Below are 22,666 nucleotides of genomic sequence, written 5' to 3'. Positions count from 1 at the left end.
CATGACTCACCATCCCAGCCTCGTGCTGCCGCCGTCCGTGGACATCCGCGAGGTCGGCATGCGTGACGGGCTTCAGCTCGAAAAGCCCATACCCACCGCCGCCAAGCTGCGTCTGCTCGAAGCGATCGTCGCCTCGGGCGTACGCCGGGTCGAAGCCACGTCGTTCGTCTCGCCACGCGCGGTCCCGGCGCTCGCCGATGCGGACGCTGTGGCCGCCGAGCTGACCCGCTGGCCGGGCATCCGGTTCTCCGCACTCGTCGCGAATGTCCGCGGCGCGGTCAGAGCCATCGACGCGGGGGTCGCGCACCTGGAGTACGTGATCTCCGCCTCCGACTCCCACAGCAAAGCCAACGCCGGGCGCACCACAGCCGAAGCCACGGCCGTGATCGGCGACATCGCCGACGAAGCCCACCTCGCCGGCGGCGAGCTGGAAGTCATCGTCGGCGTCGCCTGGGACTGTCCCTTCGACGGCCGCACTCCACCGCGGCGCGTGCTCGATATCGTCACTTCGGCGGTACGCCAGGGCGCGGACCGGCTCTGCCTCGGCGACACCATCGGCACCACCACGCCGATCCGGATGCTCGCCCTGCTCGACGCGGTCCGCACCGCCTGCCCGGACGTCGAGGTCGGCATCCACCTCCACGACACCCGCGGCACCGGCCAGGCGAACGCCCTCGCCGCCGTCCTCGCCGGCGTCCGCCAGCTCGACGCCTCCGTCGGCGGCCTCGGCGGGTGCCCGTTCGCCCCCGGTGCCAGCGGGAACATCGCCACCGAGGAACTCGTTTACTGGCTTGAAGAGTCCGGTGTGGACACTGGCCTGGAACTCTCCCGCGTCCTGTCCGCCGCGTCGGTCGCCCAACACGCGGTGGGTCACGAACTCACGAGTTCACTGCTGCGGGCGGACGGCAGAAAGAGTTCTTGAGCGCCACGACGACAAGCCGGTTTGTCCAGTCGTGCAAGGATTCGCCGGACAAGATCGGCACGACCAGGTCGGCGGGAAATTCGCGGTCGGGCACGATCTCCGCCGCAGGGTCGGTCCCGAACGTGGTGGAAGCTGCATAGCGTCAGCCGAGCAGTATGCGGTGACGCAAGCGGGGAAGGCCGCGGACCATCGTCTACCACTTGATCATCGTGGTTCTGGCGTTCGCTCCTTCCATTCGTGCATTGTGGAATGTTTGGTGAGGGCCGCGTGCAGGTGAGGTAGATCCTCGGCTCAAACCTGGTCGATCCAGTCGCCAAGACGGTCATCGTTGCCGGCGGCCGGGGGTGAGCAGAGCCTCGGGTGGCTGCCGCCGCCATCTCGTGGCAGGCGTTCACGGCGGCCTTCGAGTCGTTCCCGCTGGTGATCTTGGAGCTGGTCCGGATGCCGTCCGGGTGCCGCGCGGCGTAGTGGCCTGGATGTTCGGCACCGGTCGCTATGACGCCTGGGAACAATTAGCCGATGTCGACGGACTGCGCCTTCCGCCGCGTCCAGAAAATCGAATGTTTCTGTCGACGCTAAATTCGAGCTGCGCAGAGGTGATCGATGTGATGGTTTCGTCGATGCCCTACGCAGACGCGGTCGTCTCCCTTCTCACAGGCGGCAAAGTCGCACCCGAAGCGACCGGCGGGATCACGAGCTGGCGGCGCGCCACAGTCAGCCTTCTCGAACGAGCCACGAACTCCGAATCGCCGACCGGCTGTGAGACCGCCCTAGCCCACGCGCGCGAACTTGCCGCATTGGTGACCACGAAAGCGGCTCCATCGGAACTGGCCACGACGACTCAGGCGATGCTTGCCGCAGTCGCCGCCGCGGAGATCCGCCGTGCGGATGTCCGGGAAACCTTCCGGGCACTGTATGTACCCTTGGTGGCGGCGTTCGTTCTCGGCGGCCTCTGCGACACGTCCGGAATCGGAAGCCACCTCGTCACCGCTCCCGATTCCACGGCAGAACCCGGCGAGAGCCCGTTGCCTTGAACTCACCGGAAACGAGGGCCGGCCTGCCCGGCTGAGATCACCACCACCCCGGCAGACGGACTCGGGCAAAGCCCGGCAAGCCCGGTGTACCGACTTGGGGGACTCCGGAGTATGCCCGATTGGCATATGCTGGCATGCGGTCCAAAGGGGTTCGTTCGCTCGGCGACAGTGAATTCGCATCTGTTTGGAGGGGGCTTTCGATGGTTCGGCGATGGCGGCGAAGCGCGATTGTGCTGGCAACAGTGGTGGGACTATCCGTGGCGGTGGGCGGGACAGCAGTGGCTGCCCCCGCCTTACCGGCAGCGGCCGTCGGTACGGGCATGGATGCCGCACCGGACGGGTCACCACCCCCGTTGCCACCGACGGATCACGTGGTGGAACAGATGCAGCCGGCCTCGGACAAAGAGATCAACATGGCCGAGGAAGTGGGGTGTGCCAAAGGGCAGCTGGATCGTCGCCTCTGCACGATGACGCCCGCCAAGCTGGCAAAGGTCAGCGGTGACGAGCGCAAGCTGGTCGACGAACTGGAAGTGCTCGCCAAGAAGGAAGCCGCCAAGTCCGCCGCGACGTCCGGGCAGGCCCGCGCCCTCGCCAGCCCCGCTCTCTTGGGGAAGGTGCTCGCGGCAAGCGGGAACCCGGTAGTGCGGAAACTGTCGAACAAGGCCGGCAACTTTGCCGACTGGGCGAACCGTGCCGTCACATCCGCGTCACTGCCTCCATTGACCGAGGAGACCTCGGGGCAGTGGGTCAAAACTGCAGTGTACCTGGCTGCCACGTTCACGCCGCCCCTCGGTGATCTCTTTTCGCTGGCGGACGCGATATCCACCGGCGATATCGAACAGGGCGTAGTCGCGGTGACCGGCGTGGCAGCGTTCGCGATCGGCCTGGCCGCTCCCCCGGTCGGCGCAGTGATCGCAGTCGGCCTGGCGATCTATACCGTGGGCAAGGCACTGTGGAACTTCTTCCGCGGCCGCGCACGAGACTGGGCAGAAACACCACCCGGCACCCTGGAAGAACTTGTCGCACAAGGCGCCGATATTCAACTGGCCTCCCGGAAACTGAACGGCGAACCAGCGAACTTGATATTCTCACACAACCACCCAGTCGCCACGCAAACACTGCTCCTGGATTCAAAATGGACGAAGGTCAACACCGGAAAGACGCCCGTAAAGTACACGATAAAAGCGGGAAAGAACGACTTCTTTGAAATGCGTTACGAATGCCGGTTCCTCGACGCATGTCAGGGTCCAGCTCCTGGGCTAGCTGGAGACCCGAGGCCGGTGATTGGTGATGCTTCGCTGGTTGTTTGGCAGAACGGAAAGGCTATCTCCGCCACCTGCAAGGCAGCCTTCAGGCATACATCTTTGTGGGTAGATTGTGGCGATCTGACCAAGTCTGTGACGATCGCGAAAGATAAGCCCGCAGTCGTCGAAGTCGGCTACATATTGGACGCACGCGAGGATTTGAGCGGGCTGTGTCAAGCCCTTCCCTGTGTACTGCGCGAGGCGAGGGCTAATGTGACGCTGAAGGTACATGCGGATCGGCCGTACCACCTTGACCTTCCGGTCAAGGTGGGAGTGGCGTAAAGGCGTGCTCGCCCAGGCCGGTCTTGGGCGAGCCGCCGGGGAAGTCACTGCCGAATGTCCGGAAAGCCGATAACCAAGGGAACCTCGGCCATGGCGAACGGATCAAATTCCGCCAGACCCGTTATTTCTCCTCGTTACCTGCCCTTGCCAGAATAGTTTCGCCGGCATCGCGGGCGTTTCATTGTACACCGTGACTCACAGCCGCGATCGTGATGCGGTCACCGCACTGGCCACTGGGCTGGAAAACTATTCCTGTTACTCCGTCTTTTCGATGTGATCGAAAATAGTCTTCATGGAGTCTTGTCGGCCTGGAGGAACTGATGACTCGTTCCTGCTTCCATCAGTCCAGCGTTGGACCTACCGATACCGCCACTCCGTCGCAACGATCCCACCTTACAAGCGAACTTTGATCAGTAACGGGTTCCTCAAGCGCGAAGCCGAGCGCATCGATGATCGGGGCGTCGGAGAACGAGACCACCAAAGCGTCGTCCGAAGTGAGGTTGCTGCTCATGCGCCGCCCACACTGGCACGGTGAAGGTGTCGCCCCTGGCCCGTTCCAGCCGACGTCAATCCACTGTGGACATACCAGAGCCGGAGACCACGTGGTAGACAACACTGTGCGAGTGCCGAAGCGCGGCAGTTTGCGTGCCAGGGCGCAATAGCTGCATGGCCGCGAAAGGGCGGCATGATCGGGCCGCCGGTGACCGGGTCGCGGTACTCGACGATGAGGTCGTCGAACGGGTCTCCGGCATCGGACCGGCCGGCCTCAAGTTCGGCTTGCATGGCGGCGAACGGGAACGCGTGTGGCCGGATGCCGGGTGGTGCCGGCGATTCCGGCGGCTGCTCGCTCTCGGCGAATCCGGCTGGCAGATCGTGAATCATCGGCGGGTCAAGGCCGTCCAGCCAGATCATCGACGTCGTCGCGGTGGCCGCCTGCCCGTGCCAGGCCCAGTTCGGCGTACGGATCACGTCGCCGGGCGACATCGGGTAGCGCGTGCCGTCGACATCGGTCCAGCCGCCGCCTTCGATCACGAAGCACAGCGCGGCCGGCGTGTGCCGGGGCGAACTCGCGGGGTAGCACCAATTGCAGCGGCGCTCACAGCGTGTCGGTCGTGCGGGTGAGCCGACCAGGCTGGGTACCGGGGTTGTCGAACGCGATGACGCGCCGGTCGCAGAGCTCCGGTATGACCAGCTGGCCGGCCTCGGTGTAGCGCCACAGATGCGGCACCATCGTGGTTGCCGGCGCCTTGGTCAGCGCACCGGTCATCCGCCACAACGCACCCGAATGCCGATCGGCGAGGCGTTCGTAACGGCTCTCGAGCTGTGCGGTCACGTCACGGCTCCGATCCGGACCGGGAGGCTGGACAAGCCTCGAAAACGGATATTGGGGTTGACAATCGGGTCGCCGTCGAGTGCCAGGCCCCGCAGACGGCGGGCCAGCCGCGGGAAGACGACCCGGGCCTCCAGCCGGGCCAGCTGATTGCCGATACAGGTGTGCACGCCGAGCCCGAACGCGAGATGGGCGTTGGGTTTGCGGCTCAGGTCCAGCCGGTCCGGGTCGGCGAACTCCCGCTCGTCGCGATTCGCCGAGGCCTGGCAGAGCACGACCTCGGTCCCGGCCGGCAAGGAACCGGACGGGAGGTCCATGCCGGCCGTGGTGCGCCTACCCTGCAGCTGCAGCGGCGACACATAACGGTTGATCTCCTCGACCGCGACGTTCACCGCGCGGTCGTCAAGCTCGGCCAACCGGGCGAACTCCTCGGGGTGCTGCAGTAATCCATACGTACCAACGGAGATCAGGTTGGTCGTCGTCTCGTGGCCGCCATTGAACACCAGCAGGCACATGTGCACGCTTTCGTCCGGCGTGATCGCCGCACCGTCGGCCTCGGCGGCGACGAGGGCTTCGAGCACGCTGCCCGGCGGACCGTCGACGCCGCGTCTGCGAACTTCGGCAAGGTGTTCACCGAGATAGTCGACGAACTCGCCGGCTGCGGCATGACCCGCGTCGATGGCCTCCTGCGGGACGCGAGGATTGAGCGGGAACAGCACTTGGAGGCCGAGCCGACGCAGCAGCTGCGCGTCCTCCGCAGGCACGCCGAGGACCCGGTTGATCATCGCGGCCGGAATGTGCTCGGCGAACTCCGTGACCAGGTCGAACCTCCCGCGCTCGGCGACATCGTCGATGAGCTGGTCGACCGTGGCCTCCAGGAACGCCCGGAAGCGTGCCATGGTGGCGCGGGTGAAGAACGGGTGCACGATCCGGCGCAATCGGTCGTGATCCGGCGGATCGCGGAACAGCATCCCGGTGGTGTGCTGGGCCAGCAGCGGGCCTTCGCCGAACCGCTCGCGGAACATCTCGGCCTTGTCGACCGACGTGCCGGGTTCGCGCCACACCGCGCGCACGTCCGCATAGCGCGTAAGCAGCACGGAACCGTCAGCATTCGGGTGAATCGGATCGTCGTCCCGCAACTGCCGCAGCCACGGATAGGGATCATCGAGATAACCGGGGGGCACGTCGAAAATGTCGAACCCGCGGGCAATCGGCTCGGTCAGAATGTCCACATCGACCTACTTCGCTGAGTGCGTTGACAGCTGTCCGGATAAGGTCAGGCCATCGACGGACCGGCGGTGGGCGGGCCCGGCCGATCGTATATCTACTTTTCCGTATCTCGATACATGGATCAACGCGGCCCGACCGGGAAAAGCAACCGATCGATGCACACCCACCACGCGCCGACGGTCGCGAATCTGCCGCTGTGGCAACGGGATCAGTGGCAACGGGATCGCGCATGCTACGAGCTGTACACCAAGATCCACGGGCTCGGTACCGACGTCACCCGGGTGGCCACCTCGGTCCACGACCCCGGACGCCCAGGCACAGGGAGCGCAGCGGGAGGCCGGCACTTTACGACGACTACCGGCTCGGCACCGTCGATCCGGAGGCACGCGCCATCACCCCGGTCACGGTCGGCGCCGTACACCACGATCCGGATCCGTTCGGATCGGGCTGGTGGGTCCGGCTGTGCCGAGACCTCGCCGAGGGCGTGAAACCGTCGGCGATCGGCGCGCCGCTGCCCCTGGCAGGCGTGCTGCTGCGGGCGCCGGTGCTCAACCCGGGCAAGGTGATCGCCCCACCCCAGAGCTGTGAAGGGGCCCTTCACGGACTCTGAGTCCGCGAAGGGCCCCTTCACAGCTTTCGTCCGCGCCTGCACACGCCAACGTGCTGGAAAAGCGTCAGCGGCAAGTCCAGGTGGCTTGCTCGATTGCCGCGTAGGAAATGCGTTCTTGCTCCAGCCGCACGGACCGGCCCAGTACCCCCTCCACCAGATCGGCATAAAGGCGCGCCTCCTCCGGGCGGAGCAACTCGAGATGTTCACTGGTGGGGTCGGGCTCACTGACCCAGTGAGCCTCATGGGCGAGGAGTGTCGCACGGTCCATGAGCATTGATCGGGTGCCTTCGAACAAGCCGCGCACCGTGTTGAGGATCGCGAATCCGTGGGTGTCGATGTCACCCCAATAGACGAGGTTTTTCTGAGCCAGCCAGGTCAATGGGCGCAGCCGGGCCGCCGCGTAACCCTCGCCGTAGATCACGACGGCGTCCTCGATCGACGGAAAGGCCAGATAAGTGATCTCGTTCTCGACGACGAATACTGTGCGCTCGGTCGGCGGCATTTCGGCCAGCTCGGCCACCCGGACGGTCAGTTCACTGAATCCGGGGCCATCCGGCAAGCGACGGTATCGGACGTAAGACGGCTTCTGGCGAAAAAGATACCGTCCGGCGAAATCCGATGGCGGCCTGCCGCGATCGACGCGCTCCTCGGGGAGCTGCCGGTCCAGCAGCGCGGCCAGGATGGTCCGGAAACGTTCGATGAATTTGGTGTCGACACCGGGTACGTCGACCTGCCGGAGGTACATGTCGGATCGCGCGTGCGCGTCGATCCACAGGGCGGTGTCGACCAGCCTGGCCCATTCGCCCTGATGTCTGAGCACTTCCATCGGCTTGGCGCACATCCAGCCGGCGATGGCGGGCGCCCGGAGCCGGGTCGCTGCCAGCAAGGCCATGAAGGTCCGCACGTCCTGCTGGACGCCGAGGGCGGACCACAGCTGTTCATAGGAGTCGATCCAGACCCGGCCCGGGATCTCATTCGTGCCGGCGACTCGGCCGCCGACCGTTCTCACCTCGACCCGGAGATGCCGGACACGGTGCCATTGCTCAACCCAGGCGCGGGCCTCGTCCAGGCGCGCCGAGGTGTCCCGGGGGCTCGGCCCCCGCAGCCCCATCACCAGCGGCTCCCACGACGCTCCCCCAGCGAGCTGCGCCAGGAACTCGCCGCGGTCCCACCGGCGTCGCAGCTTGCCGAGTACGTCACCGGGGACGGTCCAGCCGGTCGGTGCCATCTCAGCCGTTCTGCTCAGACGCGGTGCCGAGGGCATGCGCGAGCTGGCGTCGCTGGTATTCCTCGATGGTCAGCGTCTGCAGCCGCGAGCTGTTACCGGTCTTGTTGTCCACGAACCCGACCGCCGCGACGTACGGCTCGATGACGTGGATTTTCTGCAGTGGTGTCACGATCAGCAGTTGCAGGCCCAGCCTCCGGAACAGGCCGAGCGCGAACCTGGTCGACTCGTCGGAGCCGCGACCGAATGCCTCGTCGATCACCACGAACCGGAAAGTCTTCGACTTGCTCGCACCCCAGTCGAGCTTGAACTGGTAGGCCAGCGAGGCCGCGAGGATCGTGTACGCGAGTTTTTCCTTCTGGCCACCGGATTTGCCACCCGAGTCGGTGTAGTTCTCGTGCTCGGTGTCATCGGTGCGCCACCGCTCGGAAGCGGCGAAGGTGAACCAGTTGCGCACGTCGGTGACCCGGCGGGTCCACTGCCGATCCGGTTCGGTGTGCCCCTCCCGGCCCCTGAACCGTTCGACAAGCGCCTTGACCTGGAGGAACTTCTGTTCGGAGTACTGATCCGAGTCGTCACCGCTGAGCGATCCACTGGTGCAGTCCCGGAGTTCTTTGCGGAAATCGCGGATCTCGACGTTCACGGTGGGATGCGGCTCGAGCCGGATGAACCGGCCAGGGTTGTAATCGATGTCGATCAGCGAGTCGTTGATGGTCTCGATCCGCTGCTTGATCAGCTCCGCCTGCTTGGTCAGCTGGGAATGAAACCCGGCGATGTCGCGAATGGTGTTCGTATTGAGATAGGTCTTGAACTCGGACTCGAACCGGGGCAGGTCGTCGGACGCGATCCGCTCGTGCAGCGCGCGATACTCCCCCGCGGACTGCACCGAGTCGTCGAACTCCGCGGTCTCCAACGGGTAGCCCTTGCGGAAGTCGCCCATCTTCCCGACCACCCGCGCCGCCACCTTGTTCTGCCTGACGGTATGCCGATCGATCTCCACGGTGATCTCGTCATTCACCTCGCTCCGGCAAGTGTCGCAGTCCTCCGGGGTCGCGAAACTCCTCGATCCGACGCGCTCGTGCACGAGAGGAAACGACGCCCTCGCGGGTTCGGCCGACGGCTCGTCCAGGATGGCCTTCGCGACGCGCAGCTGTTTCTCCGCTTCTTCGCTCTGGCTCCTGAGCTTTCCGAGTTCCGCCTGCGCCTCGTCCTTGACGTCCTCCGCCGCCTCGATCCGGGCACCGACGGCATCGAGCTCCACGGTCAGTCGTTTCAGCTCGTCCGACTGCTGTTCCAGGCGCCGCTTCTCGTCACCCAGTTCGGCAATGCGGTTCACCGAGGCCTGCCAGTCGAGTTCGGCGAACTCGCTGAACTGCGCCAGCAAGGTCAACGTGGTGACGAGCCTGCCCTTGGCGCTCAGCGCGGCTTTGCAATTTTCGGTCCGCTCATGCAACCCACCCAGCTGAAGCTGAAGCCGGCTCGCCTGGTCGAGCAGCGTGTCGATCTTGGCTTGGTTGTCCCAGCCCAGCACGTAATGCCGGCGGTCGCCGATCCGGCGGGCGTCGTCCTTCTCGTGCCTGCCGCGGGTCCCTTTGATCTGCCCGGCCCGGGTCACGGCCTTGGCGGCCCGCCGGAACTCGACCATGGTGTCCACGCACTCGTAGTCGGCGCGGTGGGCCAGCTCGCGATCCAGCCAGGCCGAGAACGGCGAGTCCTTGATCTCCAGCTTGGCGAACAGGGATCGCTCGGGCAGCGGCGAGGACGGCATCCGGCTCAGCCGTTCGGGCACGCGGTAATAGACGAGCTTGATACCGAGGTGCCGTTCGTTGATCCACTCGGAGACGGCGTCGTAGTGCTCGCTCGAGACCAGCATCGACAAACCGAAGCTGTGCAGGAGCCGCTCGGCGGCGCCTTCCCACGCGGCGCAGTCCGCACGTACCTGGATGAGCTCGCCGACGAAAGGCAGCTCGGCAGAGTCGACCCGCAGCGCGGCGCACAGGGCTTCCCGCACGTCAAGGCTGCGAGTGGGAATGTTGCTGCGCCGCTCCCGCAGGCTTGACAACTCGGTGTTGAGTTCGGCGGCTTCGGCATCGAGTTCGCGCCGCTCGACGGTGAGATCCGTGAGCTGGTTCTGCAGATCGGCCTGCTCCTGGTCGAGCGAACCCTGCTTTTCCGCGATTTCCCGCTGCCGGGCGGTGAACTGCGCCGGATCCACGACGGCGGGCAGGCCGGCCGACTCCAGGTGCGCTTGGTACCGGTCGTGCTGCGCCTTCCGCCGCTCGCGTACTTTCTCCTCGGCCCCGATCTCGGCTTCAAGCTGGCCGATCCGATCGCCGCCACAACCCGCGCGTTGGATCTCGAGGGCCCGTTCCTTGCGGCGCAGCCCTTCCAGCTCGGCCTTCGCCTGCACCAGGCTCGCCTGCCGCGCCCCGATCCGGCCGGCGAGCACGCTCAGGCGATCGGTCAGCAGTGTCGCCTTGCGATCCGCACAATAGAATCGCAGGGCATCGCGCGCGGCTTTGCCCGTCCTGATCCGGGCGTCCAGTTCGTCATAGGTGTCGCATTCGGCGAGCAGTGGTTCCAGCAGCGTGAGCTGCGTGCGTGCCTTCAGTACCGCTTCGTGTGCCTTGGTCAGATCCTCGAAATGGCCGACCAGCCTGCTGGTCCAATCGGCGGCGTCGAACGGTTCCAGCATGTGCGAACGGACGAAGTCGTTCAGGTTGCCGACCGACTTCATCGAAACGGTCTGATGGAACAACTCCATCGCCTGCTCCGACTCGATGCCCAGGCGACGGCAGAAATCCTTCCCGTAAGCGGGAAAATGCTCGTGGATGCGCACGTCCTGCTTGCGCAGCCTGCGTTTGAGCGTCGCGACGTCCCCGCCGAACTCGGTGAAGTCCCCCGCGATCGTCAAGCCCCGGTCCGCGGTCAGGTAGAACCGGTCCGGCTGGCCGGCCGACGCGTCCCGAAACCAGAACACCTGGGCAAGCGTCACGGTCGAGTCGTACCCGGGGTTGGTGAAGCAACCGAGGACGACTGAGAAGGACCGCCGATCCCGCAACCCGACCGGCCGGGAGGCTCCGGTCGCTTCGTTGCGTTCGGACTTGTAGTAGCCCAGCACGTAGGAACGGAGGTGCCGCTCCTTCGCCTCGGCACCCGCGGCCTTGTTGTAGGAGATCCGATGGGCAGGCAGGAGCAGCGTCGTGATCGCGTCGACGATGGTCGATTTCCCGGAGCCGATGTCGCCGGTCAGGAGACTGTTGCGGCCCTCGGGGCGAAACGTCCACACCCGACTGTCGAAGGTTCCCCAGTTGTAGACCTCCAGGCGCTGCAGCCGGTAGCCGGCGAGTCCGGCCCGCTCGGTGTCGAGCGCGGCCGAGCCGAACAGCCCGTTCATCAGTCCGTGTCCTTTCCGCCGCCCAGCTGCGCCGCGTACTCGCCGAGTCGCTGGTCGAATTCGGCGAGCCACTGACCGTCGACGAACGCTTTGAGAATGCGCCGCACCTCGTAGGCCGCCTCCTGCCCGGTGATCCGCCGCAGGAACCCGAGGTCGGCGATCTTCGCCAGCTGGGTGTCGATCTGGTCGACCAACCGGGCTTCGTTGCTGCTCTCGGGCAGGAACATCCGCACCATCTCGACGAGCTGGTCCCTGGTGAGGATCAGCCGGGTCTCCGCGCCGGAAGCGTCGAACTCCGCCAGTTTCTTCCGCAGCAGGGCCAGCAGCAGGCTCACGTGGAAGGACAGGGCACGCCGTGGGATCAGCCGGGGCAGCTTCCCGTCCTCCTCCTCGTCGTCCGGCTTCGACCGCAGGAAGGCATAACCCTCGGCCTCGTCGACGACGACGGTCAGGCCCATGACCCCGACGTAGTCACGCACCTGCGCCTGCAGCGGCAGGAGATGACGCCAGGCCTTCTCGTGGCTGTCGGCGTAGACCACCCCCTTCATCAGGTGCGTGACGACCAACGGCAGGTCGAGCTCGTCTCGGCGCAACGGCGTGGACATGCTGCCCATGCTAAATGGACCCACCGACAGAACCGGCACGCGTGAACGTCACCCGCGGAATGGTCGCTACCCGCTCCACACCGGTGTCGTCGCGCCATCGCACCTGTTCCCGAGTTCCCTCGTCGAAAACCACCTGAAACGCGGGATCTCCCAAGGAAAGGTAGGCGACCAGCTCGGCCATCCCCTGCTCCAGCGGCCGGCGCCCGAGCACCTCGGTCAGCCCGACCTGGGCACGCTCGCGCAGCTCACCGCGCACGATGCCGGACAACCGTTCGCGGTCCACGTAGACCTGCTCGTACAGGACCGACGCGTCGATCTCCTCGTCTGCCGCGGCGATCCCTCCGCTGTCCAGCGGGACCTTCTCCTTCGGGGTGTAGAGCGGACGTTCCATCGGCAGCGCGATCACCGGCGCGGTGCCGTCGAGTTCGGCGGTGAGATCAGGGGCCGGGTGTTCACGGAGCCTGAGCGCGGACGATTCGATGCTGTGCAGGATGTCCATCACGCGGCGGTTCTCCAGCCACACCTGGTCGTCGAGGAACCGCCGCAGCTGTTCTGACAGCAGCCGCACGGTGGCTTGGGTGCGTTCGGCAGCGTCCAGCCAGTCATGGTGGATGTGGCGCATGCGCGGGTCGGGCTCACCGACGACGTCCAGCGACTGCACCTTCGCCAGCAGGTCGGACAGCTCGATCTGCCGCTCGTGGGAAAGGAGGAAGTCATAGAAGGCCTGGAAACTGCGTCCCTGATCCGAGTCGGCGATGCCGGCGCGGTTGCCGACCACCTCGTCGAGCAGCTGGCCCTTGCTGCCCTCCCAGCCCGCGATACGGGCACGCAGCTCCCGGTCGAGCACGCGGAAGTTGGCCTCGACCTCGCGGAAGTCGGCGAGCAACTCACGCGCGGTCGCGGCGAACTGCTGATAGCGATCACGCTGTCCCGACGCATCGAGGACGGCGAAGTCACCCCCGGCGACCCGGTCGATCTCGACGTCGAGTTCGGACCGGCGCCGATGCAGTTCCGCCAGCCGGACATCCGGATCGGTCTCGGCGCCATAGGCCATCTGGCGCAACAGCTCGAAGATCGTGTTCAGGCGGGACTCGGTCCCGACGAACGACCGTGCGCGGAGCGAGTCGACCCAGGTCAGCGCCTTCTCCACGGCGGGAGTCGCGTCGAAGTGCACCTCGTCGGATCCGGCCGGGTAGTACTTGCGCAACCAGCTGTTCGCCGGCGCCGCCCAATCATCGAGGTAGGCCTTGGCCGGTTTGGGGAACGCGCCCGCACCGAGCCGTTCGTTGAGCGCGTACAGCTCGTCATCCAGCCGGCTGATCAGCTCGGTCGCCGAAATCGACCGGACGTTGTCGTCGACGAAGACCTTCCCGAGAAACCCGAGCACCAGCGGCGCGTTGTCGGCACGCAGCAGCCGCCACGCCGGGTCATTGCGGCGGAGGAAGTCAAGTTCGTCGAAATCCATCACTCTGAGTAACTACCGGGTTCGTCGGCATCGTCAGCGGAAACCATATCGGAGCACCTCGGCCGGCACCGACGGCGCGCTTCGCATCGAGCCCGCCGAGTTCAGTACGCTGACGCCGAGAGGAAAGATTCCGAAGTCCCTCGGCCGGATGATCGGGCGATCGCGGATCGTGGCGATGAGCGGCCGGGACCGAGCCACCAACCAGCAGGACGGGCCGTGAGCGAGTACCAGTACTACGAGTTCGTGGCGATCGATCGGCCGCTGGACCAGGACCAGCAGGCCGAGGTCCGGTCGCTGTCCACGCGGGCACAGATCACCGCCACCAGCTTCGTGAACGAGTACCACTGGGGCGATTTCAAGGGCGATCCGAACCAGTTGATGGAGCGCTACTACGACGCGCACCTTTACGTCGCCAATTGGGGCACCCACCGGGTGATGTTCCGTCTGCCGTGCGATCTGCTCGATCCCGATGTCGTCGAGGACTACTGCATCGATTACGAGGTGAGAGCCTGGACTACCGGCGACGACATCGTGCTCGAATTCGCCAGCGACGACGAAGCCGGCGAATTCGAGTTCGATTACGAGGCGTCGACATTGCTGTCGGCGATCGTCGGAGTTCGCGCCGAACTCGCCGCCGGTGATCTCCGCCCGCTCTACCTCGCCTGGCTGGTCGCCTACGGCAGGTGGGAACGCGATGAGGACGCCTTCGATCGAGACGCTGACGACGATCTCGAACCGCCGGTGCCGCCCGGCCTGGACACACTCACCGCGGCTCAGCAGGCATTGGCCGACTTCCTGCGTCTCGACGACCACATCATCGCGAGCGCAGCCGCAGCTTCTCCGCCGCTGAACGAGACGGCCGGCGATCCCGCTGACCTCGCTGCTTGGGTGGCTTGCCTGCCGGTCGCCGAAAAGGACTGGTTCCTGACGCGAGTAGCACGGGGTGAGGCGGCGCGGGTGCACATGGAGTTGCGGCGTGACTTCCGAGACCGACAACGCCACGGCGACACCGTGCCGAGCGTCCCCGTCACAGTCCGCCGCACCGTCGCCGAACTGCTCGACGACACAGCGCGGCGACGAGCCGACCACGAACGCCGGCTGGCCGCCGAGCGCGCCCAAGAGGAAGCACGCCAGGAGCTGGCGCGCCAGCAGGCCCATAAACGACGACTCGACAGCCTGGCCGGTGCGGAAGACACCGCATGGTCGCGCGTCGAGGCGATGATCAACACCAAGAAACCGCCCGAGTACGACGCCGCCGTCGCCCTGCTCACCGATCTGCGGTCGCTTGCCGAACGCGAGGGTCGGCATGAGACATTCACCTTACGCGCCAACGCGTTACGGCAAACGCACGCACGCAAACCCGCGCTCATGGAGCGCTTCAGGCTGGCAGGACTCTGAAGCGTCCGACCCATCGTCGGCGAGTGCAGCGGAACTGCACAACGCGGTGGCCCGGACGCGGAGCCCCGGGTAACCGGAGCCGGCACTGAGACAAGCGCCTCCACCCGCCGGGCAAGGAAGCGAGCAGAGAGATCGTATACGGGTGCTGTGGCGTTCTGAAGGTTTCTGCGGCCTGGAGCGAGACGGCTTCCTCACCCGGGAGGCATTCGCCGTGGTACCGCACAGGGCCGAGTACACGCTGACCGCCTCGGGAGAATCGCTGCTGGAAGTCGTCACACGACTTTTCGACTGGTGTCACGAGCATCGCGCTTTCCTCGAATCCAGCTCCACAGCAGGAGAACGCCGCCGCGAGCACTCGCGAAGGGAACCTCATCGAACTGGCGGCCGACTCCACCATTGGTGGCCGGAGAAGATCAAGGCCATGCCGTTGGCCACGGTCTCCGGGAGTCCTTCGCACACTCCCACGCGATCGAGAGCAACTGCCCACCAAACCGACTCCACTGCCCGTCGACCGCTCCAAGCCACGGCGGGCACGCCGACTCGACACCGACCATGTTCAGGAACTCATCGCCGGTTACCAGGCTGGAGCGACGGTGTACGAGCTGGGTGCCCAGTTCGGCATCGAACGGCGGACGGTGAGCGCCGTCCTCCGTCGGCACGGCGTGCCGATGCGTCGCCGCAGCCTCTCCATCGATCAGGTCGACACTGCCATCCACCTTTACGCCCTCGGCTGGTCACTCGCACGAGTCGGCGAACACTTGGGCGTCGATCCGACCACCGTCCTGAACTGCCTTCGGAGACGTGGCGTCCGCACTCGCGACGCACACGGACGACCTCGGTCTTGATGTACTGGGGATTCTCCGGTGCACCGTCAGACGGTGGTACGTCGAATCGATCTCACCGAGTTCACTACGCTGATACCCATGGCAAGGGCTCCGAAGTTCAGCGCCCGGATGTCCGGTCGATGGCGGATCGTGGCGATGAGTGGTTGGGACCGCGACGCGATCGACCTGGTCGAGCCGGGTTACGTCGAGTTCGCCCGGAACGGGACCGGCCAGTTCGGTTTCATCGCCGTCAACGGCTGGCTGGACTGCCGCCCGGTCGAGCGGGACGGCCGGCCCGGCGTGGAGTTCACCTGGGAAGGTTCCGACGAGGGCGATCAGGTCAGCGGACGCGGCTGGGCAGTCCTGGTCGACGACGACACGATCGAGGGCCATCTGTTCTTCCACTTGGGCGACGACTCGAGTTTCCGGGCGAAGCCGTTCACCGGCGCTGACGGACTGGATGAGCCGTGAGCGAATACCAGTACTACGAGTTCCTGGCGATCGACCGGCCACTGGACGACGGTGAACAAGCTGCGGTCCGGTCGCTGTCCGCCCGGGCGCGGATCTCTTCGACCAGCTTCGTGAACGAGTACCACTGGGGCGACTTCAAGGGCGACCCGCGCCGTCTGATGGAGCGCTACTACGACGCGCACCTGTACGTCGCCAACTGGGGTACCCACCGGGTGATGCTTCGTCTGCCGTGCGATCTACTCGATCCCGATGTCGTCGAGGACTACTGCATCGGTGACGAGGTGAGCGCCTGGGTCATGGACGAGTTCATCGTGCTCGACATCAGCAGCGAGGACCACGCCGGTGAGTTCGACTTCGACTACGACCCCGAGAATCTGCTGTCGGCGATCGTCGGAGTTCGCGCCGAACTCGCCGCCGGTGATCTCCGGCCGCTCTATCTCGCCTGGCTGGCGGCCTATGGTGCCTGGGAGCGCGATGAAGACGTTTTCGATCGTGATGCTGACGACGATCTCGAACCATCTGTTCCGCCTGGGCTGGGCACTCTCACTGCCGCGCAGCGGGCGCTGGCCGACTTCCTGCGCCTCGACGACGATCTGATCGCGATCGCGGCTCAGGCTTCTCCACCGCTGGGCGAGACAGCCGATAGCCCTGATGACCTCACCGTTTGGGCAGCTCGCTTGCCGGTCACCGAGAAGGACCGGCTCCTGGCGCGGGTAATGCAGGGTGAGGCGGCGCGGGTGCAGATGGAGTTGCTGCGTCGTTTCCGCGGCGATACCGCTCCGAGCATCCCGTCCCCTGTCCGTCGGACCGTGGCCGATCTGCTCGACGACGCGGCTCGGCGACGAGCCGACCGCGAGCGTCGGCTGGCCGCCGAGCGCGCCGAAGACGAGGTACGCCGGGAACAGGCCCGCCTGCAGGCTCGTGAACGAAGACTCGACAAACTGGCCGACGAAGAAGACGCCGCGTGGTCGCGCGTCGAGGCGATGATCGCCACCAGGAAGCCCGCCGAGTACGACGCCGCCGTCACCCTGCTCAGCGATCTGCAGGCGCTGGCCGAACGCGACGGCCACTATGACACGTTCACCTTGCGCACCATCGCGTTGCGGCAAACGCATGCACGCAAACCCAGCCTCATCGAGCGCCTCAACCAGGCACGCATCTGACCCATCTACGGTGGGCTCTGTGAAAGACGATCTCCAGCCAGCGGAGCTTGCGGAGGAACTCACGGAGCTCCGTGAGTTGACAACGCAGTTGCGTACGGAGAACGCGCGGTTGTTGCGGCTGCTGGAGCTGACTCCGAAACAGGCGGCTCCGCCCGGCCCGATTCAGACCGGCTTCTTCGAAGCGCACCCCGGCCTGGTCGACCGGCGATCGGCCCCGGAGGTGAAGGTCGATTTCTTCGCCGCCCGCATCGACATCTACGCCACGCGATGGGAGAACGCACGTACTGGCAAAGCTGGTTGGCTGCCGGCGGTGCGCGGCGGGTGGCGCAAAGGCGCCCGGCACGAGGACCGCGACTACCTGCCACTGAGCAAGGACGTGCTGCGGACGCACCTGGTCGGCGATGTGCATGTCGGGCTGTATCCGCTGTTAGACGGCGACCTGTGCTGGTGGCTGGCGGCCGACTTCGACGCCCCGATGGCGATGCTGGACGCCCTAGCCTACCTGAAGGCCGCCAGGGCGTGGTCGGTGCCAGCCGCGCTTGAGGTCTCGCGCTCGGGCGTCGGCGCACATGCATGGGTATTCTTCACCGCACCCGTGCCCGCGGAGACGGCTCGCCGACTTGGCACCGCCCTCTTGCGGGAAGCGATGGCAGTGCGTGGCCGTATGGACCTGGCCAGCTACGACCGGCTCTTCCCGTCACAGGACGTGCTGCCCTCGGGCGACGTGGGGAATCTGATCGCTGCACCTTTGCAGGGCAAGGCCCGCCAGGACGGCGCGACGGCGTTCCTCGATCTGGCGACGATGGAACCACACGATGACCAGTGGGCGTACCTGTCCTCTCTCGGCCGCATGAGCCCTGCCGAGGTCAATCGGGTCGCGCGTCGCGCCGGTGGAGTCACAGTCGGCGCCAGCATCGACAAGATCGGCGCTGCGGTCTCGACCCGGATCCGTACCGCCGCACCCCCCATCGTGCACGCCCGGCTCAGCTCGGGAATCCGCCTGGAATCAGAGGAGCTGACCCCGGCGTTGCACGCGACGCTGAAGCACGCGGCGTCGATGACGAATCCGGTGTTCTACGAGCGCCAGCGACTCCGAATGTCCACGTGGGACACACCGCGGTTCCTGAGCAGCTACGACGAGACTCTCGACGGCGGGCTCATCCTGCCTCGGGGGCTGCACGACACGGTGGCCTCACTGGTCGAGCAGGCGGGCAGCCGCCTTGAGGCGATCGACGGGCGGCAGGCCGGCGAGACGCAGGAGTTCACCTTCGCCGCTACGCTGACCCGGCAGCAGCAAGACGCCGTAGACGATCTGCGCGACCATGATCTTGGTGTGCTGGTCGCGCCACCGGGTGCGGGCAAGACCGTGATGGCCTGCGCGGTCATCGCCACCCACGCGATCTCCACGCTCGTGCTGGTCGACCGCAAGACCCTAGCCGACCAATGGCGCACCCGGATCAGTGAACTGCTGGGCGTCAAAGCCGGCCAACTCGGCGGTGGTCGCCGCAAAACCCATGGCGTGGTTGATGTCGTCATGCTGCAAACGCTGGCCCGCAAGACCGACATCGAGGAGCTCGCCAGCGGCTACGGGCTGGTCGTCGTCGATGAGTGCCACCACATCCCGGCCGCGGCGTTCGAGCACGCCGTCAAGCAGATCCCGGCTCGCCGCTGGCTCGGACTCACCGCCACCCCGTACCGACGCGACAAGCTCGACGACCTGATAGCCCTCCAGCTGGGCCCGATCCGGCATACCATCGCCCCATCAAGCCGCCCCGGCGAGGACAGCGCACCCCAACTCGAATTGGACACGACTGCGCAGCGTCCGAAGCCGGTGCTCCATGTGCACGACACCGCCTACCGCTACACCGGTGACGCCGACCCGACGAAGCCCGGCGGGATGGCGGCCATCTACCGCGATCTTGTGGCCGACGACACCCGCCTCACCCAGATCGCCGACGACGTGACTGCAGCGCTGAAACGAGGTCGACACTGCCTGCTGCTCACCCAATGGACCACCCATGTCGAACGGTTCGCCGACGAGCTCCGGCGACGCTCGCTCGACCCGATCGTGCTGCGCGGCGGCATGAGAGCGACCGCCCGCCGCGATGCTCTGGCCCGCCTCCAACCTGCGGACGGAGTACCACTGCTGGTCGTCGCGACCGGGCCATTCGTCGGTGAAGGATTCGACTGCCCCGCACTGGACACCCTGTTCCTCGCCGCACCGATCGCGTTCAAGGGACGCCTCGTCCAATACGCGGGTCGGATCCTCCGCGCACACGCCGGCAAGGCCACCGCCGAAGTTCACGACTACCACGACATCAACACCGGCGTCCTGGCCTCTTCCCTGGCCAAACGCGCACCAGGGTACGTCAGCCTCGGCTTCCCCGACCCCCGCCGACCAGCAACACGTTGAGCAGGAGTGGCTGTCGACGAGCAGACGCACCGGGTTGCTTGTCAATGTGACCAGTCGACAACCCACACCGTCCACGGGGATACACACGATCGACTGGGCGTCCCGCTCGCGCAGTAGTCCAGTCATGGCTCCTAGCGTCACGTGCCGCACTCAGCTACACTGAATCACATCGACCGATCATGATTCAGTCCATGAAGGGTGACTGCGATGACAACGGGTGCCGGTGTGCTCATTGAGCGTGCCCGCATTGCTTCGGGCCTCAGTCAGCGCGCCCTTGCGGACGCTGCTGGCATCTCGCAGCCCACCTTGTCGCGGATCATCTCCGGGGACAGAGCGGCGAAGATGCCTGAGGTGGTCGCGATCGCGTGGGCAACTGGACATACGGTCGCCCAACTCACCGAAGCTGGGACGGTGGCCGACCGAGTGCAGTGCGCCGCCCGCGCCACCAACGACTCCGACATGGACCGCATGCGTGAAGCGCTGTTGCACTTCCTGGAACTGGACAACTACTTGGACGACCAGGCCATCCCCGCCACGGTCTGATGTGGATAGACAATCTTGAGCGCTGAGACTGAAGGGCGTACCGCCGCCGCGCGGTTCCGCCAAGAGCACCACCTGGGCGTGCAGCCGTTGGGTGACCTTGTGGCAGTCATCGAGCAGGCAACCAAGATCGACGTGGCCGTACTCGATGTCGGCCCGGATGAACACGGCCTGACGATGCGAGACCCTGCGCGCGACGCCGTGTTCATCGGCGTCGCGCGCACCCCGAACCCGATGCGACAACGCAGCACGCTTGCCCACGAACTTGGCCACGTGCTGTTCGAGGACTGGGCGCACAACGGCACGGGCAACTTGAGCGAACGCAGCCCCGCGGAGATTCGAGCCGACGCCTTCGCGCGGCACCTGCTCGTACCGGTCGAGGGCTTGCGTGAGTTCCTTGGAGATCGAGAGTTCGTGACCCAAGCCACCCTCTCTGCGGTCGTCCAGCGATACCTGGTATCACCCCAGATTGCCGCCATCGCGCTGCACCAAGCCAATTACATCGATGACGACACCAAACAGGAGTGGATGGCTCTGACAGCGCCACAATTGGCGTCCCGGTTCGGGTGGAGCGATCAGTACCGCGCATTGCGGGCCGACTCCGATCAGCGGAGGGCACCGCAACAGTTGCTCGCCCGCGCGATCAGGGGCTACGCGGAGGCGGTGGTGCCTGCGCAAGCCATCGCCACCTTGCGCGGCATCACACTGGAGGCCGCCGAGGCGGACCTGCGTGAGGCAGGCGTCGTGCCCACCGAGCAGGAGATCGCGTGGGCCGCTCCCGCCGAACTACCCGACGTGCACGTAGATCTGGCGGCTCTAGAAGAGGATCTCAACGCGCCAGATGACAACGGCCAGGTTACGGCGACAGAGAGAAACTCAGGATGAGTCACCGGCCGATCATCGACGCCGGCCCCGGCCTGAATTTCCTCTCGATCAACAAAGAGCGCCTCCTCATCGAGATCCTGGGACCGCTCAGCACCCCGGAGACCGTGCAAGACGAAGTGCTCCGCAAGGCCCGGCAGGATGGGCGTTTCCGCTCCGCTGCAGCGGTCTGGCAAAAGCTGACGCCCAAATGGGTGCAGATACTCTCCGATGACCAGACACCCGAACTTGCAGCGGTCGTCCACCGGATCACCCAGCTACCCATGGAAGAACGGCTGAAACACCCGAAAGATCTGGGCGAGACAATGGTCATCGCGCACGCGGTCGTCGCCGCCGAATCCGGCGAGACAGTAACCGTGCTCATCGACGACGGGTCAGGAGCACGGATCGCCACCTCGGAAATCAACCGGCTCAGACGGCTCCGGACCAGCGGTCGCGCTGTGGGGTCGATCATGCTAGTGAGCACACTGACCATTCTGGAGCGCGCAGCAGGCGGGCAGCACATTCCAGACAAGGCCACGATGCGTAGCATCTACGACCGGCTGCGCGGTCTCGATGACGGCCTACCGCCGATCCAGAACACCAACCTACTGTCAGCTGCTTGCTGGCCCTAGACCTGGGCGACCCTCGCCCTTGTCCGCTGAACCGGAAGCAGTCCACCCGCAGCGTCCTCTTCGCTGGAGAAGACATCCGGATGCTGCCGGATTATCCTCAGCGAGAGATCCAGATCAGCGTCAGCAGCCTTGCTGGCGAACAGCAAGATCCTCGTCCCCGTCCGCGTGACCAACGAACCGTCGCGACAGGGTGGTGACTTCTCATGGCCAAACCAAAGAAGCGGCAACACAAGCCCCGAACCCACGTGTCGAAGATCCGGATTCACGGTGTGCGGCACGATCCACCAGACACGCACAAGATCGCCAAGGTCCTCGTTGAGTTCGCAAGAAGCCTGGATGGCGACCTGGATCACGACCCAGGCGGCCCTACCAAAGTTCTAGTAAGCGACCCAACGTGCCGCGACCAGACCCCCGACACACATGAACCCCCTGCGAGCGCCTGACCTGGGATTTCCAAGCACTCAGGGGGTTCATCTGCAACTTCATATGTGGAGGTTAGGGGACCTTACTCGAACACAAAAGACCAGGTCAGAGCACTGGAAGAGCTCCGCGAGAAGCTTCCCAGCATCGATACGCCGGAGCCGCCGTCGATCAGGCGCGACCGCCCCGGCCGGGCCCGGCAACTCGGCTCCGAGCAGGTCGAGCAGCTGATCGCCGACTACCGGTCCGGCGCGACGGTGTACGAACTCGGGGACCAGTTCGGCATCGAACGGCGAACGGTCAGCAACATCCTCCACCGGCACGGCGTGCAAATGCGCCGCCGCGGTCTCTCTCCGGACCAGGTCGACGACGCCGTCCACCTCTACAAACTCGGCTGGTCTCTCGCGCGAGTCGGCGACCACCTTGGCGTCAACCACACCACCGTGCTCACCAAACTGCGCGAACGCGGCATCTCCACCCTGGACACCCACGGGCGCCCACGAGCCGAAGCAGGTGATGCGCGATGACACCGCGCGC

General features: G+C 65.7%; 18 protein-coding genes and 1 pseudogene. 12 read left to right on the top strand and 7 right to left on the bottom strand.

Going from position 1 to position 22,666, the window contains the following annotated elements:
- Position 1 precedes the first annotated feature (1 nt).
- From ATK36_RS21540 to ATK36_RS21530, 3 genes are all read left to right on the top strand, one after another.
- Positions 2-922, top strand: a complete 921-nt coding sequence (locus ATK36_RS21540) for a hydroxymethylglutaryl-CoA lyase (RefSeq protein ID WP_098513168.1) — start codon at positions 2-4, stop codon at positions 920-922.
- A gap of 476 nt (positions 923-1,398) precedes the next feature.
- On the top strand, positions 1,399-1,956 hold the full coding sequence (locus ATK36_RS21535; protein ID WP_141544499.1) for a hypothetical protein: 558 nt from the start codon (positions 1,399-1,401) through the stop codon (positions 1,954-1,956).
- A gap of 374 nt (positions 1,957-2,330) precedes the next feature.
- Positions 2,331-3,542 (top strand): hypothetical protein, encoded by a 1,212-nt coding sequence (locus tag ATK36_RS21530; protein WP_098513166.1) that lies wholly within the window; start codon positions 2,331-2,333, stop codon positions 3,540-3,542.
- A 507-nt stretch (positions 3,543-4,049) separates the two neighbouring features.
- On the opposite strand, the gene ATK36_RS21525 is transcribed toward ATK36_RS21530, so the two are convergent.
- The 7 genes from ATK36_RS21525 to ATK36_RS21495 all read right to left on the bottom strand — a co-directional run bounded on the left by ATK36_RS21525 (position 4,050) and on the right by ATK36_RS21495 (position 13,404).
- Complete coding sequence (locus ATK36_RS21525; protein WP_281259114.1) at positions 4,050-4,673, bottom strand: cupin domain-containing protein; 624 nt, start codon at positions 4,671-4,673, stop codon at positions 4,050-4,052.
- On the bottom strand, positions 4,639-4,875 hold the full coding sequence (locus ATK36_RS32390) for a hypothetical protein (RefSeq protein ID WP_170069835.1): 237 nt from the start codon (positions 4,873-4,875) through the stop codon (positions 4,639-4,641). The genes ATK36_RS21525 and ATK36_RS32390 overlap by 35 nt, the downstream gene beginning before the upstream one ends.
- Complete coding sequence (locus ATK36_RS21520; RefSeq protein WP_098513164.1) at positions 4,872-6,104, bottom strand: cytochrome P450; 1,233 nt, start codon at positions 6,102-6,104, stop codon at positions 4,872-4,874. The genes ATK36_RS32390 and ATK36_RS21520 overlap by 4 nt, the downstream gene beginning before the upstream one ends.
- 672 nt (positions 6,105-6,776) lie before the next feature.
- Positions 6,777-7,940 carry a DUF3322 domain-containing protein gene (locus ATK36_RS21510; protein WP_098513162.1) on the bottom strand — a complete coding sequence of 388 codons (1,164 nt, stop codon included), beginning with the start codon at positions 7,938-7,940 and terminating at the stop codon, positions 6,777-6,779.
- A gap of 1 nt (position 7,941) precedes the next feature.
- Positions 7,942-11,334 (bottom strand): ATP-binding protein, encoded by a 3,393-nt coding sequence (locus ATK36_RS21505; protein ID WP_098513161.1) that lies wholly within the window; start codon positions 11,332-11,334, stop codon positions 7,942-7,944.
- On the bottom strand, positions 11,334-11,939 hold the full coding sequence (locus ATK36_RS21500) for a DUF4194 domain-containing protein (RefSeq protein ID WP_098515067.1): 606 nt from the start codon (positions 11,937-11,939) through the stop codon (positions 11,334-11,336). The genes ATK36_RS21505 and ATK36_RS21500 overlap by 1 nt, the downstream gene beginning before the upstream one ends.
- A 10-nt stretch (positions 11,940-11,949) precedes the next feature.
- The gene (locus ATK36_RS21495) at positions 11,950-13,404 is read right to left on the bottom strand and encodes a DUF3375 domain-containing protein (protein ID WP_098513160.1); all 1,455 of its coding nucleotides are present in this window, start codon (positions 13,402-13,404) and stop codon (positions 11,950-11,952) included.
- 216 nt (positions 13,405-13,620) lie between these two features.
- Here ATK36_RS21495 and ATK36_RS21490 point away from each other — a divergent pair, with 216 nt between their 5' ends.
- The 9 genes and pseudogenes from ATK36_RS21490 (at position 13,621) to ATK36_RS21445 (ending at position 22,656) form a co-directional block, all read left to right on the top strand.
- Positions 13,621-14,802: a hypothetical protein gene (locus ATK36_RS21490; protein WP_098513159.1), complete on the top strand. Its 1,182-nt coding sequence runs from the start codon at positions 13,621-13,623 to the stop codon at positions 14,800-14,802.
- 142 nt (positions 14,803-14,944) lie between these two features.
- A pseudogene (locus tag ATK36_RS34765) lies at positions 14,945-15,094 on the top strand (winged helix-turn-helix transcriptional regulator); the annotation flags it as partial.
- 631 nt (positions 15,095-15,725) lie between these two features.
- Entirely contained in the window at positions 15,726-16,097 is a 372-nt protein-coding gene (locus tag ATK36_RS21475) for a hypothetical protein (RefSeq protein WP_211291926.1), read from the top strand.
- A gap of 110 nt (positions 16,098-16,207) precedes the next feature.
- Positions 16,208-17,260 (top strand): hypothetical protein, encoded by a 1,053-nt coding sequence (locus ATK36_RS21470; RefSeq protein ID WP_245914971.1) that lies wholly within the window; start codon positions 16,208-16,210, stop codon positions 17,258-17,260.
- A gap of 19 nt (positions 17,261-17,279) precedes the next feature.
- Positions 17,280-19,673, top strand: coding sequence for a DEAD/DEAH box helicase (locus ATK36_RS21465; RefSeq protein WP_211291925.1), 2,394 nt, complete (start codon positions 17,280-17,282; stop codon positions 19,671-19,673).
- 207 nt (positions 19,674-19,880) lie between these two features.
- A complete protein-coding gene (locus ATK36_RS21460) occupies positions 19,881-20,216 on the top strand; it encodes a helix-turn-helix domain-containing protein (RefSeq protein ID WP_098513154.1) in 336 nt (111 codons plus the stop codon).
- Between the two features lie 15 nt (positions 20,217-20,231).
- Entirely contained in the window at positions 20,232-21,098 is an 867-nt protein-coding gene (locus ATK36_RS21455; protein ID WP_098513153.1) for an ImmA/IrrE family metallo-endopeptidase, read from the top strand.
- Positions 21,095-21,709 (top strand): PIN domain-containing protein, encoded by a 615-nt coding sequence (locus tag ATK36_RS21450; RefSeq protein WP_098513152.1) that lies wholly within the window; start codon positions 21,095-21,097, stop codon positions 21,707-21,709. Before ATK36_RS21455 ends, ATK36_RS21450 begins: the two co-directional genes overlap by 4 nt.
- Positions 21,710-22,197: 488 nt before the next feature.
- Positions 22,198-22,656: a helix-turn-helix domain-containing protein gene (locus tag ATK36_RS21445; RefSeq protein ID WP_098513151.1), complete on the top strand. Its 459-nt coding sequence runs from the start codon at positions 22,198-22,200 to the stop codon at positions 22,654-22,656.
- The last annotated feature ends 10 nt before the right edge of the window (positions 22,657-22,666 follow it).

Origin of the sequence: Amycolatopsis sulphurea (genome assembly GCF_002564045.1) — a bacterium.
Lineage (GTDB): Bacteria > Actinomycetota > Actinomycetes > Mycobacteriales > Pseudonocardiaceae > Amycolatopsis > Amycolatopsis sulphurea.
This window is presented reverse-complemented; position numbering and strand designations above follow the sequence as displayed.